The sequence below is a fragment of the Bacteroidota bacterium genome (assembly GCA_016721765.1).
Lineage (GTDB): Bacteria > Bacteroidota > Bacteroidia > UBA4408 > UBA4408 > UBA4408.
The window spans coordinates 180,909-197,032 of the sequence record JADKHO010000003.1 but is presented as its reverse complement, the minus strand read 5'-3'; the positions used below and the strand labels follow the sequence as shown (position 1 = coordinate 197,032).

General features: G+C 36.5%; 15 protein-coding genes. 1 reads left to right on the top strand and 14 read right to left on the bottom strand.

Annotated elements, in window-relative coordinates; genetic code table 11:
• Nucleotides 1–4: 4 nt before the first annotated feature.
• Nucleotides 5–274 carry a hypothetical protein gene (locus tag IPP32_13730; protein MBL0049140.1) on the bottom strand — a complete coding sequence of 90 codons (270 nt, stop codon included), beginning with the start codon at nucleotides 272–274 and terminating at the stop codon, nucleotides 5–7.
• Nucleotides 275–497: 223 nt separating this feature from the next.
• Here IPP32_13730 and IPP32_13725 point away from each other — a divergent pair, with 223 nt between their 5' ends.
• Nucleotides 498–4,070: a hypothetical protein gene (locus IPP32_13725; protein ID MBL0049139.1), complete on the top strand. Its 3,573-nt coding sequence runs from the start codon at nucleotides 498–500 to the stop codon at nucleotides 4,068–4,070.
• Nucleotides 4,071–4,369: 299 nt separating this feature from the next.
• Here IPP32_13725 and IPP32_13720 read toward each other — a convergent pair whose 3' ends face one another.
• The 13 genes from IPP32_13720 to IPP32_13660 form a co-directional block, all read right to left on the bottom strand.
• A complete protein-coding gene (locus tag IPP32_13720) occupies nucleotides 4,370–4,864 on the bottom strand; it encodes an acyl-CoA thioesterase (protein ID MBL0049138.1) in 495 nt (164 codons plus the stop codon).
• Nucleotides 4,865–4,989: 125 nt separating this feature from the next.
• Nucleotides 4,990–5,592 carry a TetR/AcrR family transcriptional regulator gene (locus IPP32_13715; protein ID MBL0049137.1) on the bottom strand — a complete coding sequence of 201 codons (603 nt, stop codon included), beginning with the start codon at nucleotides 5,590–5,592 and terminating at the stop codon, nucleotides 4,990–4,992.
• A 266-nt stretch (nucleotides 5,593–5,858) separates the two neighbouring features.
• Nucleotides 5,859–6,293: a VOC family protein gene (locus IPP32_13710; protein MBL0049136.1), complete on the bottom strand. Its 435-nt coding sequence runs from the start codon at nucleotides 6,291–6,293 to the stop codon at nucleotides 5,859–5,861.
• A gap of 24 nt (nucleotides 6,294–6,317) precedes the next feature.
• A complete protein-coding gene (locus tag IPP32_13705; GenBank protein MBL0049135.1) occupies nucleotides 6,318–6,827 on the bottom strand; it encodes a VOC family protein in 510 nt (169 codons plus the stop codon).
• A gap of 103 nt (nucleotides 6,828–6,930) precedes the next feature.
• A complete protein-coding gene (locus tag IPP32_13700) occupies nucleotides 6,931–7,425 on the bottom strand; it encodes an SRPBCC domain-containing protein (GenBank protein MBL0049134.1) in 495 nt (164 codons plus the stop codon).
• Nucleotides 7,422–7,742: a winged helix-turn-helix transcriptional regulator gene (locus IPP32_13695; protein ID MBL0049133.1), complete on the bottom strand. Its 321-nt coding sequence runs from the start codon at nucleotides 7,740–7,742 to the stop codon at nucleotides 7,422–7,424. The genes IPP32_13700 and IPP32_13695 overlap by 4 nt, the downstream gene beginning before the upstream one ends.
• A 722-nt stretch (nucleotides 7,743–8,464) precedes the next feature.
• Nucleotides 8,465–9,025 carry a hypothetical protein gene (locus IPP32_13690; protein ID MBL0049132.1) on the bottom strand — a complete coding sequence of 187 codons (561 nt, stop codon included), beginning with the start codon at nucleotides 9,023–9,025 and terminating at the stop codon, nucleotides 8,465–8,467.
• A gap of 110 nt (nucleotides 9,026–9,135) precedes the next feature.
• Nucleotides 9,136–9,504, bottom strand: coding sequence for a VOC family protein (locus IPP32_13685; protein ID MBL0049131.1), 369 nt, complete (start codon nucleotides 9,502–9,504; stop codon nucleotides 9,136–9,138).
• Between the two features lie 163 nt (nucleotides 9,505–9,667).
• A complete protein-coding gene (locus IPP32_13680) occupies nucleotides 9,668–11,737 on the bottom strand; it encodes a hypothetical protein (GenBank protein MBL0049130.1) in 2,070 nt (689 codons plus the stop codon).
• Between the two features lie 426 nt (nucleotides 11,738–12,163).
• Nucleotides 12,164–13,639, bottom strand: a complete 1,476-nt coding sequence (locus IPP32_13675) for a hypothetical protein (protein MBL0049129.1) — start codon at nucleotides 13,637–13,639, stop codon at nucleotides 12,164–12,166.
• 1 nt (nucleotide 13,640) lies between these two features.
• On the bottom strand, nucleotides 13,641–14,069 hold the full coding sequence (locus IPP32_13670; GenBank protein ID MBL0049128.1) for a MarR family transcriptional regulator: 429 nt from the start codon (nucleotides 14,067–14,069) through the stop codon (nucleotides 13,641–13,643).
• Nucleotides 14,070–14,652: 583 nt separating this feature from the next.
• Nucleotides 14,653–15,330, bottom strand: coding sequence for a hypothetical protein (locus IPP32_13665; GenBank protein ID MBL0049127.1), 678 nt, complete (start codon nucleotides 15,328–15,330; stop codon nucleotides 14,653–14,655).
• A gap of 7 nt (nucleotides 15,331–15,337) precedes the next feature.
• A complete protein-coding gene (locus IPP32_13660) occupies nucleotides 15,338–16,057 on the bottom strand; it encodes a hypothetical protein (protein MBL0049126.1) in 720 nt (239 codons plus the stop codon).
• Nucleotides 16,058–16,124: the final 67 nt, after the last annotated feature.

Below are 16,124 nucleotides of genomic sequence, written 5' to 3'. Positions count from 1 at the left end.
GGTGCTAGACAGGCAATTGCATTTCACATTGGATAGATTGCTTTGGAACAGCAAAACGGGGAATATCGGCGATTAAATGGGGGACTATTTTGGGAATCAAAAGCACAATCGCAAACCAAGTAAAAGTGATATTATTTAATGCCATTCCTTGTAAATGCATATTTTGAAAGCCTAGCATAAAATGTGGACTAGTGAAGAAAGCAGGTTGCCTAAATGCAATAAAAGCGAAGTATTTTATTTCCCTTAAGTTTGTAATTAATTTGCTATCATTCAACTGAAAGGAATTTAATTAATGGCAAGCTTAATTTAAAAAATATACATTGTCGTTAATTATGCCAACAAGTGTTATTATCAATTTGAAAATAAGATTTAAGAGTTAGGCCACAAAGTCCTAGAAACATTCTTAACTTAGTTGCTTATAGCCTTGGTGGCAAAAGAGTAATTGTATATTTAATCGATTGCATTTTCGGTGTCATTGCGGAAAAACAAAAAAAAACATGAAATCCCTTTTCCTAACTTTTTTTCTCCTTTTAGTTTCCATAAGTTTATTTTCACAAAATTGTATTCAAGCAATAAAAGTTGATACTGCTGGTTTTACCATTAAAGATGCACAACGCCGAAACGATGGCACTTTTGTTGTGTCGGGCATATTCGGACAAATAAAACCCATTCAACTTGATACGCTCCTGAATACTGCAACGGATTCTGTCACTAATTTCATTGCCATTCAAGATTCAATAGGGCATTACACTAAAGCGGTCATAGTAAGTCATCATGCTGCTGCTACTGATGAATTTAATATTGCAAAAATAGGTACTTCACCCGATGGAAGTATTTACCTTGTTGGCTCTTATGCCGGAAATAATGTTTATTTGAATAACGCTTTACTTCCGGCTACTTACCGAAATAAACTTATCATTATCAAATATAATTCAAACCTCCAATTTCAATGGGTGAGGGCTAGCAAAAAATCAAATGATTTCTGCGGAGCCTCAGACGTATCAGTAGATTTAAACAACAATGTTTTTGTAAGCGGGTCATTTTCAGCTATCGCTTTTGAGTTTGCTGATACCATCATCTACAATCGTCTTTACAACAATTTCTTTACAAAGTATGACGCAATCTTTATGAAATTGGATTCCGCAGGAAACTTAAAATATATTAAATCGTTAGGCTCAAATTCGAGTGAAGTGGTCAATACATTAACAGCTGACAGTAGTGGTAATATTATCATTACAGGCACTACAAGTAATGCCGCCGGTGGTAGCTTTGATTTTGATGTAAATTACACCTGCCTAGGTTCGCATTTGAGCACTTACTCATTTTTTATGGCTAAATACAGGGGAAGCGATGGTCATTGCATTTGGGGAAAATTGGCAGAATCAGCCACTTCCGGTGAGGGATTTGCTGCCTACAAAACTTGCCTTGCAGAAAATAATAGCATTATTTTAAGCGGCACGGTTCAGGGTCGAATATTTTTTCCTCCCTATACCTATAATAGCCCTACTTCTAAAGGATTTATTGCAAAAATTGATTCCTTAGGTAATAATCTATGGTTTGAAATTGTTGGCGGAACTTACTCAAGTTATGGTAACAAGGTTACGTCCATTGCTTACCAGAACGGAATAATCGCAGTCTGCGGAAAATTATTGGGTAGTTATCCTTATATAGGCAGCTTTCCTTTGTGGGCCGAGCAAACACCAGTGCCAAATAATAATTTTGAAGCATTCTGTGCACAATTTTCGAGTGCCGGTAAATTGCTGTGGGCAAGATCAAATAGAGCCGCGCAATCAAACCTGCTTGAAAATAATGCTGTTTTATTTGATGATGCTGGGAATCAGCTTGTTTGGGGTAACTTTATGTCAAGTCAAACGTGGTACCCCATAACGCTTTCATCTAACAAATCTATTTCATTCTTTGTAAAATATGCAGCTTTTTCTGCAAACCCTGCTTTTACTGTTTCGGCAGGCCCTGATGTTACCATAACTTGTGGTGCTAGTGCAGCTTTAACTGGTAGTGTAACACCCAATAATATTGCTTTTGGGTGGTCAAGTAATATGACAGCCTTTGCTGGATATACTTCTAAAAATCCCACAATAAATCCGGGGTATAATTCTACTTATATTCTTTATAGTGCTTATCAAGGATGTTATAAATCCGATACCGTAAATGTTATTTATTCCAATTATAACCTCACTGTAAATGCTGGTAATGACCTCAATATGTGTGGTAATGGTTCAGCGCAAATTTTTACCACCAGCAATCATGTGGCTACCTATAGCTGGCTTCCAACTGTGTCACTTAGCTCCTCAACAGCCCAAAACCCAATCGCAAATCCAAGTATAACAACTGACTATGTTGTTACTGCAACCTATGCTGGCTGTAAAGCATTTGATACGGTGCGTGTCAATTCAAGAGGAGTGCCACATATTAACTTACCAATTAGTGGGACGGGAGTCGGCGGTGCACCTTTTTTTAAAAAATGCAATGGTGAACTATTCAATTTAAATTTTGGTGATTCGTCTACTCAATTCACAGTTTTTCCTACACAAAACATAACTTATGTAAATAATAATTTAGCAACACTTGTAATACATAATTATGATTATCTAATTGTTACTGCTGTTGATACATTTGGTTGTCGGGCAAGAGATAGTGTTTTAATTAGGGGTATTCCGCTTCTCGGTGCACCCCCTATTATGGGAACACTTAATTCTAGAACGGATTGTCCAGGCGATAGTATAAAGATTAGCATTTATATTAACTCCAGTTTGGATTATCAATACAGTGATGCTTTTTTTGGACTCCGCGCATGGCAAGTAGATTCTTTGGATGGTAAAGGATGGCAGGATATTATGTCGTATACTCCCGACTATGAAATAAAAAGTGTAACGTATAGTTCGATCAGTTATTATTCAAGTTCTTTAATCCTTCTTTCTCCTCAACCAAATCCCCCTGTTTACAAATTTCGTTTTTGGACATCGGATTATTGCGGACCACGAACCTATAGTAATGTTACCACTGTTAATGTTGGTCCCACCCTTATCCAACCATATACTTCTAAAGAACTTTGCTTAGGAAATACAGATTCAATTAGTGTGAATAGCAACAATGCAAATACACAGTATTCATGGGAAATAAAACAAGGAACGTCCTTTGTACCAATACTAAATCAACCCGGATTTATTGTTGCAAATGGCAGATTTCTTAGGTTCGAAAATATCCCACTTTCTTTGGATAGCATAATTGTTAGATGCAAGGTAACAGGGTGTTCAATTTCCTCTACCAATTATAGTAAAAATATTTTGATAACTGTCCCGGATACACTAATTCAAAGCCAAACCTTGAGTCATACTCAATGTGCCGGCACACACGACAGCTTATTTGTGAAAGTTGGAAATGGAACGCATACTTACCAGTGGTTTAAAGATACCGTTCCAATTTTTCTAGGAACGCACCCTATACTTCATTTTTACGGCCTGCAAGCTTCCGCCGGAAATAGTTTCTTTCGCTGCAGAATCACCAACCCCGCTTGTGGTCAGGTATTTTATTCACAGCCAATATGGATTAATGTTCTGCCACAACCTACTTTATCGTGGCCGGGTAACCCTTTAACTCTTTGTGCAACGGATCCCCTATATGCCCTTTCAGGCGCAACTCCTTTAGGCGGAAATTATTATGGCAGTGGTGTCAGTTTAAACACACTCAACCCTTCAACTGCAGGTGTTGGAAGCCATCTCATTAGCTATGCTTACTATGATACGAATGGTTGTGCAAATGCTATAGGAAAGAATTTTGTTATAGATTTATGTACCGGAGTTATAGAAAATGAAAGTGGCGTTTTTAAAGTCTTCAAGAAAAATTCAAGTTTTTATTTTACGCAAGATATTTTTAATGAGGAATATCAATTCACCGTTTATAATACGCTTGGAAAACTAATAGGCTCCCAAAAATTAAAAGGCATTTGTAAGGAATGCATTCTCCCGCTCACTGATATTGCGGGGGGAATTTACTTTTTACAGTTTAAAGATGCTGTCAAACAAAAATCATTTAAAATTCAAATAGAGTAAGCAATTAAGCCCAATCGATTCATAGCAAATAGAAGCGATGCATTAAGTATTTATGTGGAAGCCCAAACTGATACTCCAATTTTACTAAACTTTGGAAGGGAATAATTGTTTTAGTTGCGCAAAAAATTAAACCCTGTTTGTTCCATTAAGATTCTGTATTATGATTAAGGAAGTATAAACTTATCGTTTTCAATGCTTCAAAATATTCAAAAAGGTCTGAGAGTTTTGCGCCATGCGTCAATGCAAGCTTGCACAGCATCAGAAACAATCTATTGCTTTTGACAAGAATTTTTATTCACTTACGGATTTAGCTGCTTTAATAACTTTACACGCTCCTCAAAAGAAATATTATTTTCATTCGGCAGTAGCACTTCACTAAAAAACTGCATCAGCTCCGGTGAATGCTCTTGACTTTTTCGACTGCTTAAATTGTAGTGTGTCAACTTGCTCCACAGGAGCGCTTTTAACTGTGTTTTGTTTTCATTAAACATTTTGGCTTCAAATAACAAACTCCTGCCATTAAAAGAAATCAAACTGCTTTGAATAGTTACGGTTTCCATAAGTTCAGCCGACGCTAGGTAGGCTATTTGTGTTTGCGCAACCACCCATGTATTACCTGTTTCAAGAGCCATTTTGTACACATCAAAATCGTAGTACTTCAACAACTGATCTTCTCTTGCATTGATGATGTAATCAATGTACTTCGAATTGTTTAAATGATTAAAGGGATCACAATCCGGGAAGCGTACTTTTACTTGGCTCTCAAGTTCTTTTAGAAATGGTTTAGTTTGCATATATTTAATTTTTTAGGATTTAGTTTTTATATGTATTTTTTTCTTCGATTATTCATGCATGAATCACTTCATTTTTCCAAACTCCTTATATTATACCGTTCGGTATTTTTATAGCTAAATTTTTTTTAAGCTTTTAGTGAGAGAATTAATTTCTCTAAATACTTCATTGCAATTTTCAGCTCTGTTGGTCTTCCCGTAACTTTTGCTTGCATCACCGCTCCCTCGATGAGTGACATAAAAATAACTGCTACCTCCGCTTCGTTTGTTGCTGCTTTTATTTCGCCACGATGTATCCCTCTCTTTATTTGATTTTCAATGGAAGATTTCCAAAATGTCAATGCATCGGCAGCACGCGCGCGTAATTGGGGATGCGTATCGTCAGCTTCGGTAGAAGTATTAAGTATGGGACAACCACTTTTCAAAAAAGGAATTTTAAGAAAATCACGATACACCCTTGGATATACCAATAATCGCTCAATCGAATTTTCTGATCTCACAATTTGCTCTTTGATGTAATTAGTAACCCTATTAAAGTTATAATCAAATGCCGCTAGTGCTACTTCATCCTTGTTTTCGAAATTGCCATAAATGCTGCCCTTGGTAAGGCCTGTAGCACTTGTTAGGTCAGTAATGGAAGTGCCCACATATCCCTTCTCATTAAAAATGGGCGCTGTTTGCTCCACAATAAACTGCCGGGTTCTTTCTGATTTTGAAATTGAATTTCTCATTTATGCGACAAATATAAAAATAAATATACCAATCGGTATTTTTTAGGAAATAATTTTTCATCCCTAAAGTTGTTGCTTAAATTTAGTTACTACAAGGGCTCAATAAAATAGGATGTTATGGAATGTGCGATTAGCTTTACCATCGTAGTAGGTTAGTATTCCAAATAAAATGAAGACAAGCAGTAAACATACAAACAACAGGGCGCCTACCGCCTCCTAAAAAGGCAGTACAAACGCATATTTAAAAACATCTGCATTAAGCTACACTAAACGAGTGCGTGCGCAGGATCAAATTTTACCATCCATTCAATTCCGAATTTATCTCTAAACATAGCAAAGTAAGTACCATCCGGATTTTCATCAAGTGGCATTTCAATTTGCCCACCTGCTGAAAGTCCATTAAATAACTTGTAAGCCTCTTCTTTGCTTTCTGCAACAATCGAAATTTTACTTCTATTTTCGTTTTCATTTACCCGCCCCATAATTTCCATAATATCATTTGCAAATAAAAAGTTCTGCCCAATAGGCAATGCAATGTGCATGAGTTTATTAGCCTCCTTCTCCGGGATAGGAAATTCATCACTTGCAATGTCTTTGAAGCGGACAATTTTTGTGAACTCTCCGCCAAATACTGATTTATAAAAGGTAAATGCCTCTTCTGCATTTCCGTTGAAATTGATGTGTGGATTAATTTGTGCCATTATATTTAATTGTTTTACATGTTATTATTTAAGTTCTGCTAAAATAATTTTTTTCTGTTTCAAAGTATTTTTCATTGCCTTGTCTCTAACCTTTGGGTCATCGCTGTTAATGAGGTCAAAATATTCAACGGGAACAACCTGCCACGATAAACCGTATTTGTCTTTACACCAGCCACAAGAAGATTCTTCGCCCCCATTTGATGTCAAAGCACTCCAGTAGTAATCAACTTCTGCTTGGTCTTTGCAATTAATCACAAAAGAAACAGACTCATTAAATTTAAAAAATGGACCTGCCGCCAAAATACTTAATTCCATATCTGCAATTTTGATAATGGCTGTTTCAAAGTCTCCTCCACCTGCTTCCGGTGGATTTTTATAGTTGCGATGTTCTTTCAAACTACCGTCTTTAAATATGGATAAATAATAATCCGCTACTGCTTTTGCATCTTTTGTCTCAACCCAAAGACAAGGCGTTATTTTTTGTACAATCTTATCTGTTTTGTTTGTCAAAGTTTGATTCGCTGTTGTATCCATTTCACTTTTGCTCTCGGTATTCTGTTGCGCATTTCCACAAGCCATTGCATTAACTAGTATTACTGCAACCAAAATTTTAAATCCATATTTTTTCATAGTGCTATTAATTTAAATTTGATAATAAAGTTCCTAATTCAGTTAATGTCGCAGTAAAGCCTTCCTTGAAGCCCATTTCAATCATCTTTTCCATGCGCTCAAGAGAATCATTGTATATCGTAATGCTTACTTTGGTTATTTCATTTTGTTCACTAAAATTTAAATCCCAATTTGAACCCGGCAAAAAAGGATTTTCATCTTTGTCTGCAAATACACTAAAAAATTTAAAGTTTGTTTTCGGGCTAATTGAAGTATAATCTTGTATATGCCAACCAATTTCCACTCCATCTGAGTTTGCCATTGCATAAAATCTTCGTCCGCCTTCTCTAAAATCCATTTTTATGGTTTTCGATAGGTATGGTTTAGGAGCCCACCATTGGTCAAGGATTTCCTGTTTTGTAAATGCGTCCCATACAAGTGCAAGTGCTGCATTAAATTCTCTTTCAATGCAAACAGTTTTGGTTGACTTGTCAACCTTGAAGTCAAATAGTAAATTATTCATTTTTTATTTTTTTTAAGTGTTGATAATAGGGTGTCTAATTGATTAAATCGGGTTTCCCAAATCTTTCTGAATTGTTCCATCCACTTGTCAATTTCTTTCATTTTGTCAATTTCAAGAGAGTAATAAATTTCTCTACCTCTTTGTTCTTGTTTTACGAGTTCGCATTCTGTCAAAATGCGTAAATGCTTCGACACGGCTTGTCTTGTCGTATTAAAGTTCTCTGCAATCGCGTTTGGAGTCATTGCGTTTAATGCAATTAAGGTGATTATGGCTCGTCTTGTTGGGTCTGCAACAGCTTGAAAAATATCTCTACGCATTTGTCCTTTTTGTTTTAATGAAACTAATCGGTTGCAAATATATGTGCAACTTTTCGGTTTCGCAATTTTTTTTTATTTTTTTTCAAGATAAATTATCAAGAAGATTTTCTGAGGTTTTAGGGTCGACCTACAATTAAGCCAATTGTCAAGTTCCTATTAAAACCACAAGCATGAGAACGATTTAGAAACTGCTTGGGTTTTAGGTTTGGTAAAAATTCAAATAGGCTTGAGGGGCTTGGTAGGTGGTGTTAATGCGTAAAAATAATTCAATCGAATAAATTATGGCACACAATTCTTTTTGCAGGGACTTCATTTACAAGCATACAAACAACAGGGCGCCTACCGCCTCCCAAAAAGGCGGTACCGGGCTGTCACTACTCGCTCTTTGCTGGGCGGAAAAGCCGGCGCAAAGGAGCTCAAACAGGCCGTTCCATCCCTGTCGCAACTGCACGTTTTATATGTTGATGCATTCAAAAAAATAAAATTTTTGAATGGAATTTTTTATGAGTTACAAACGCATAATAAAACAAGCCCTTTAAATCGAGTAGGACTTAGAGAATTGGCTTGTGTTGAAATGGAATTTTGTTGATGCGTTGCAAACGCATATTTAAAAACATTCTCGTTACACTGCGCTAAACGAGGACGAGTGAAAGGCAAGTAATAGCGTTTTATGAAACTCGAGCGCCGTTTTTAATTGCAACAAATCGAGAAGCACTTACTCCTTAGCAACCGTTATTTTTGCTCAAGTCGCGTTTAAAAAGTATCGTATTATTTTGCGCAATATAGTCGCTCGATATAATCAAATAGGGATGGTTAGGCGAATAGCCTGCGCTGCGGCTTCTTACAATTATTCGGTCATTCACTTTCAGGCTTTTCAACTTCTCAAAATCCTTAGGAATAAATTGCATCATGTATTCCTCGCCCATAATCTTAACTATAAGCCATTTTGGACCCGTTGCATTCGCGTTTGGACGCTGAAAAGTAACAGAGCTAACCACAGCCTCCATATCCGAGAAAGCATTTATGTAATGCTTTATTCTATCATAACTGGCATGTACTTTTTTACCCGCCGGTGAACCCTCCCAAGCTTTGTAATGTATACCATCTGGTGTAGCCTCCCATTTTTTCTTGGCATCCAGTCTGGCTTTTCTATCAGCCGCGGACAAAGGCTTTGGAGATGGCTTTGAAGATGGCTTCGTTTCAGTTTTTTCTTCACGATTTGCAAATACAATTCCGCTCACCACAGCCAAGGGTAAGATCAGCACCAAGAGGATTTTTTTCATACGTTTCATTGCTTATCAAATTGCTAATACGAATCTAGCTAATATTTTCGAAACGAGTGAATTGGGTGGTAAATATTAATGCAAATAAATCATAAATAGTGTTTGACTTTTTATTTCATTGAGTGAAGTGCAATTTTATTTCCTTCTGTGTCGATGATGTGAGCCATAAAGCCATTTCCGCCTATTGACATTTTAGGTAAAAGAATTTTACCTCCGGCTGCTTCCACTTTTGAAAGCGGAACACTTAAATCTTCGCCTCCGTTCAAATACACTAATGCCCCTTTCATGGAAGGTTCAAAACCTTCGTATTGTGCAATTCCTCCTCCCACACCATTTTCCATATCACAAGGAAGCATACCATACTTTCCATCAGGAAAAGGCATTTCCATTATTTCGGCACCATACAATGTTTCGTAAAACTTTTTTGCTCTCGCGAAATCTATAACCGGGATTTCAAACCAGTTGAGTGAATTTGTCATTTTGTTTGATTTTAATTGTTTATAAATGAAATTATTACTTTCCTTTTTTTGATGACTTGGCTTTGCTGTTAAACGCTAAACAAAGATGTATCCAGTACTCAAATTCTTTTTGGTTTTTCATGCCTGTATCATCCAACATTACAGGTACCCAAGCAGACAGGTTTTAAGCTCGGCCTTCAACAAAATACATCTCGATTTCTCCTTTACCTTTGGCTTGTATTTTTCCGCGGGACGTGCAGCGATAATGCTCTTTTACCAGATTGTAAGTGCTTTCACTAATATTTATTTTTCCAGCTTCACCACTGCTTTCCATTCTGCTGGCAGTATTGACGGAATCGCCCCAAATGTCGAATGAGAATTTTTTGATTCCAACTATTCCTGCCACAACAGGTCCAGTATGTATACCGATTCGGATTTCAAAAAAAAGTTTTCCCTCGGCTTCTTTCTTTTCTTTGTAATTCAACATAAATTGCTGTATCTCCATTGCTGCATTCACCACGTCGCTTGCATGTGTTGTATTGGGAACAGGCAATCCGCCTGCCGCCATATAACTGTCGCCTATTGTTTTGATCTTTTCAATACCATGACGTTCTATAATCAGATCAAAAGCCGAGAAACATTCATTGATGTCGGCGACCAATTGTTTTGGAGTTAAATGTTGTGCCATCGCAGTGAAGCCTTTGAAGTCGGTGAAGAGTACAGTGACTTCATCCATCATTTTCGCATCAACTTGTCCTTTCACTTTCAGTTCTTCAACCACATCGGACGGCAGAATGTTGAGCAATAGTTCCTCACTTCGTTTTTTAGCTTGTGAAATTTTATTTCGCTGACGGAAAACTATTCCCCCAAACAAAATGGAAATAGCAAGTCCAGCCGCGATGGAATTTCTGATGTTACGGGCGCGAATGTCTTTTCTTAATTGTTCTTCACGAGTGGCCGCTTCCTTTTTCTCGAACTCATACATCATGGTTTTCTGTGTCATTTCATTGTTGCGCTCTATGTTGTAAACAGAATCATTGAGCGTTTTGTATTGCATAAAATCTTCTAAAGCACCTTTGAAGTCACCTTGCAAACGACGTATGTTGCTGCGTGTTTTGTAAAGCTCGTTCATGTTAGCCACCTGACCCGCCTCCACTTGCAATTGTAGGGCACTATCGACAATACTTCGGGCGGCCTTTAGCGCTTCCAATTTGCTACCTCTGAAATAGTAATCCAGAAATCTTTGGTTGTTGGCTGTTATCAGGGCATAATAAATATTGGCTTTCTGAGAATAAGCACCGCTTAGATCAATTTTCGAAATGTCTTTGGAAAAGGTTGCAATATTCTGCTCAGCTACCGGCAATGCTTCTTCATATTTCTCTTGCGCCATATAGAGTTCTACTGTTCCTACACTGGCAGTCTGCAATAACGAAGTGGACTTGGTTTGCTCACCTAAGCGTTTAGCCTCCTGCAGGGTTAACTCAGCATGCTTGTAGTCTTTAAGATTTTTATACGTCACGAAAAGGTTAATCATAATGATGCCCAAAAATCCATTCTCAGTAGATTTACCAATCAATTCACGAGTCCGCTCAAGGTATGGCAATGCTTTGGCGGATTCATTCATATTGACATATAAGGTTCCGATATTTCCGTTGTAAAGTATCAGACTATTTTTGTTTTTGGTGGCCTCCGCTTTCTTCAGCAGTTTTAAATAGATGTCGAGGGCGCGCAGGTAATTGTTCTGCATCAGGTAAACATTAGCCAGCAATCCACTGAAGGTATCCGCATTTGTCGTATCCTTGTCCACTTCTGCGAGTTCTTTTCCTTGAAGCCATATTTTTTCTGCAGCAAGAAAATCACCTTTGTAAAAGTGCAAAGTCCCTTCAGCCTGCAACACCCGGCGCTTTGCTAATGTGCTACCTGATTTTTCCGCATACTGAGCCGCTTCTTTTAGCAAAGCCGAAACTTCTTCGTATCGCCCTTGGTCAGCAAGCAGTCTGGCCAATTGAGTCATTGTGTTTACACGCGCGGTATCGTACTGATCAGTTTTTAAAACCTTCCGGAGTGAATCTTCAACACGGTTGGTTCCCTCCTTTCCAACACAGGGTTTAGATTGAAAGAAGGCAAGTACAATAAGCAGGGAGGTTTTAATGAGAGTGCGCATAAGCTGAAAATCTTCATGAAAATATCTCTTATTTCTCAAAATTGCAAATGTCCCGCTACACTTATGTTGTGTTGTTGTTTGTCGCAGCATTGTGGATGGTAATTTCGTTTTAATAAGCTGGCGATTTCATATTCTATTCTTATTCATTCGCCAGCTATTGTTTTGGGCATGCCGCTTCCCGAGCTGGAAGGTGAATAAATGAATTTAACGAAAACATAAAAAAATTTCAGACCGTCTTGCTGCTAACGGTATTATTTCCGTAACTTTCTTCTCACAGTTTACAAAATTAAATTGCCTTGCAAAAAAGTTATCTGTTTCACCTTCTTCTTCCAATTAATTGCCTAAAAAATCACAATGTGTCTTTGTCAAAATATGAGTTCTAACGGTTTTCAGATTTGCGCTGGGCGGGTTTTTCAGCACAACTGATCATTTGAAGAAACAAACTTCCTGTACCGCAAAACTGTCTGCTGAGCAGGAAACCCGGCCTTTTGTGTAGGTGCTGTTACCCGCTGAGCTTTATTTGTCCCCGATGAGTTTTTTTGTCAAATTTAATTCTAAGTCTATATTGTTTATTTTATCTATTATGCTCGGTGTAACTGTGTAATTTGGAATTAGTCCTCTGTCCGGATGTTGATAGTTTTCTACAGCCATTCTATAATTCATTAATGGAATTTCAATTCTCACCTTGGTATTTGGCAAAGTAAAGTCAGGGGTAGGTCCAGAACAATTGCCATAATAACCGCCCCCACTTTCCTCGCCAATGAAAACTGCTTTGGTATGAAAATGAAGTTGAGATAAAAATTCGCTGGTAGTCGAAAAACACCATCCATTTATTAACACGTAAATGTTCCCAGCGAATGTTGGAGACAAAGGATTCTGCCTTCCTACATTGGGATGCTGTACGTTGTCAAATGTTCCTTCTTTATTCGGTTTTAACATTCCCGCTGGAGCTTTCATGTCAGGTCTAGTAGTATATTTAAAGCAATCAAAACTTTCTTTGTTCATGCGTAATGATTTATAATAATCAAAAGGTTGATTTACGAAATAAGAAAATAATATTCTGCCGAATTCATCTGTCCCACCTCCATTGTCACGAACATCAATAATTAGATTCGGGATCTTTTCAGAATCTATTTTTTTGAATGAAGCCATAAGAAACTTTTCAAAATTCATTTTATTTTTTTTGTATTGACCTTTATCGAAAGATTTTATTTTTAAAAAAGCGTATTTTTTATCATCGCTTATTTTAAAGAAAGCAGGTTTTTGTTCTTCAATTTTGAAAGGGTATCGATCGTCTGCAATTTTTAGTAATTTATCAAAGGTCAATCCTTGAAGTGTTTTTGTTTTGAGAGTCTTTTCGTTCAATGAAATATACTCTACGATATATCGCTCTGAATAACCATATAACTTACTGAAATATCTTGTGAAATATCGAGAACTTGAAAGTAGTCTGTATTTATGAGTCAAATTATTTCCATCGGAAGGAAATATTTGGAGATATTCTCTGATAAAGTTTTCAATCGAGTGGCCATTTATTGAAATAATTTGCGATCCAAGAAATTCCTTATCATCAAGAGGTGAATAGTTTTTTCTAACATATAATTTATTATCAAAACAATAGACATTAAAGGGAATCGCCGTTGGTCCGTTATCCAAAGAGTCTAATTGTATTTTGGGAGGCACAACTCTTAAATGGCCATCGCCAATTTGCGAAACGACTCTGCATACTAACAACATAAATTCTCTTGCTGTCATGCCTTTATTTAATGCTGAATAGTTGGCATTGAATAAAGAATCAATTGTTGATTTTGATTTATAAATATAAAGCCCAGGATGACTTTCCTCTAAGGATGATCTAAACGCTAAAAAATCTTGTTGCAGTTCTTCAACTGTAAAGGCGCTTTTATTTGATTTATTATTTTGGGCTTCAAGGTTATTACATTCGCAAAAACAAATGTTAGTAATAGCCATTAGTGCTAATATCTTTTTCATTCTATTTACAATTTTTAGTGATCTTATTAAGTGAATTCTTTAGTATTTCAATCTCTGATAGGGTAAATCCCTTAAGAGCTTGCTTTCTATTAGATTCAATAATAGGCGACAACCTTTTAAGTGTTTCTATTCCCAACTTTGTTATACTTAAATCAAATCTTCTTCTGTCTTCTGAATGAAAATTCCTCTCTAAGAAATTTTTGGTCACTAAAATCTCAATAATGCGAGTGATTGATGCGTAGTCTTTGAACACATTTATAGCTATTTGTTGTTGAGTCATACCCGGATTATTTTCTATGGTTTTTAGTACGAGCCATTGGTCGATAGTAATGTCAAATCCTTTCTTGGTTATACTTTTTTGTGCGAACTGCCTGTATGATTTAATTGATTTTTCAAGTGAGTAAAATATTATTTGGTCTAGCTTTTCCATAAATTTTAATTTATTTGATACAAATATAGTTGATATATCAATTAAAGAGTTATCAAACGTGATTTTTTCTAAACGTTCTTAAATTTAAAGGGGCTATGAATTGTCTTATGGAAAGTCTGTAGGTCTACAAGCCTAGCTTGTAAAAGGCTTATTATCGAATCCAAATTAAAATATCCATCAAAATATTGAAAGATTTGCAAATACTTTATCGATAAGCTGCTTTTTAATATCCTCGGCCTAAAACAACAAAATAAATCCCAAGCCAGCACAAAACACTTTAATTTAGTCAGAATTAATAAGCCATTCTCAGCGAATTACTGTATTCTAAGCAATACGTTTGTTTTTATCCAGGAGGGTAAAGCAAAAACGAACTGCAGCTTAGGGAAGAAATGGAATTTTATTGATGCATTGCAAACGCAAATTATAAAAATCCTTGTTGAAAACGAGGATTAGTGGGGGGAACACGAAACCATGCCCTTTGAGTAACTACTGTAATGCGTTGGTGCAACTTCTTGACTTGACTTAGTCTGTTCGAAACGCACACAAGAATCGAAAAGTTGATAATCGTGGTTTAAGCTCGCAGTCATTTGGTTTCAACTATTTTTCCATCTGCTTGGATTTTATATTTCTTCACTCCGCGAGTTTGTGAAGTAAACTTTATTGACATGTCCTTATTTATGCAACCACTTTCGTCTGCAAACCAAGGTACTCTTGCTCCTGAGACACTAAATCCTGTTCCGCCAAAAACAAAAGATGCAATTAAAGTTCTAGAAATAAAATTTCCATTTTTGGTAAAAGTGCAAACAAATTTCTCTGAACTCGAAATGCCGCCTTTTGCAAAAACACGTTCATACAAAACCAAATAAAAACTCTTTGTAGAAATCAGTGAACTGATTGCGTAAAAATCAGAATTCAAGTAGTCGCCAATTGGTTCCTTATCAAGACTATCAATATGCTTGCTGTTCAAGGCGAAGATAAATTTGGTGTTTGGTAATAAATGTTGCTTTACAAATTCCTTTGTCAAGAGGAGAGCACTGTCCTTTTGATAATTATCGTTTTTCTCAAAAACATCTTGTGCTTCACCTTCAATAGTGTCGGTGCGGTAAATAGCTCCGAAATAAACTTGTTCCTCATGTGAGTAAGGTACACAGATTGGAAGGCTGTCTTGTTGGATTACTTTTAGAAAATCAGTTAGCGATTGTCCGTAAGAAACAAACGAAATAAGTAAAGAAATAATTGATAAACTTATTTTGCTGCTCATTTTGTTGTTACTTAATTAACACAATTTCCCCTTCTTCATTTACGGTTATTTTAAATGCTTCTGCTAAAGTAGTACCATCATCATAGCAAGCGCCATCGTAAATATGAATCGTATCCTTGTCAATAAAATAATATCGCAACTTCACATGCTGGTCGCCCCCGCATTCAAAATAAAGAGTTAAGAGTTTACCTATTTGTGTTGCCGGGTCAAGCAAAAGCAGACTTCCGTATATCCCATAGGTTTTTTTAGAGCTATGTTGTCGATAATAATAACATTGATATTTACTTATGTCCGGCAACCTATAAATACAACTGTCCATCTTTCTAACGGCTATGGTGTCAAAATAATAGGCATCACCTTCATACTCTTTATTCAAATCTAAATACTCAATGCTTTTAATAATTGGTGCTTTTATCGTTTTTGCATTATTTATGGAACTGAGTAAAGTTGAAATGTCGGCTAACTCTTTTCCCTCAGGACTTTTAAGTTTTCCGTAATGTTCGTGATCCTCTTCCCAATAGTGTGGATAGTTATACTTGGCAAGGTCGGCACAACCAAATGGGAACGCTGTATTTATCTTGATTTTAGCAGTGTCAGTTTGGATAAACTCATTTTTATTTAATGAAGTCGTGTCTGAAAAGGTGGAATTGTCAGAAGAATTGTATGAACAAGCTGAGATTATTAAACAGGTAATTAGTATGAGTATATATTTATTTTTGTTCGTCATTTGTATTTATTTCTTGCAATCTGTATAGGGTTTGCCAAACTTCAAACCCCAAATGACCAAAACTTGA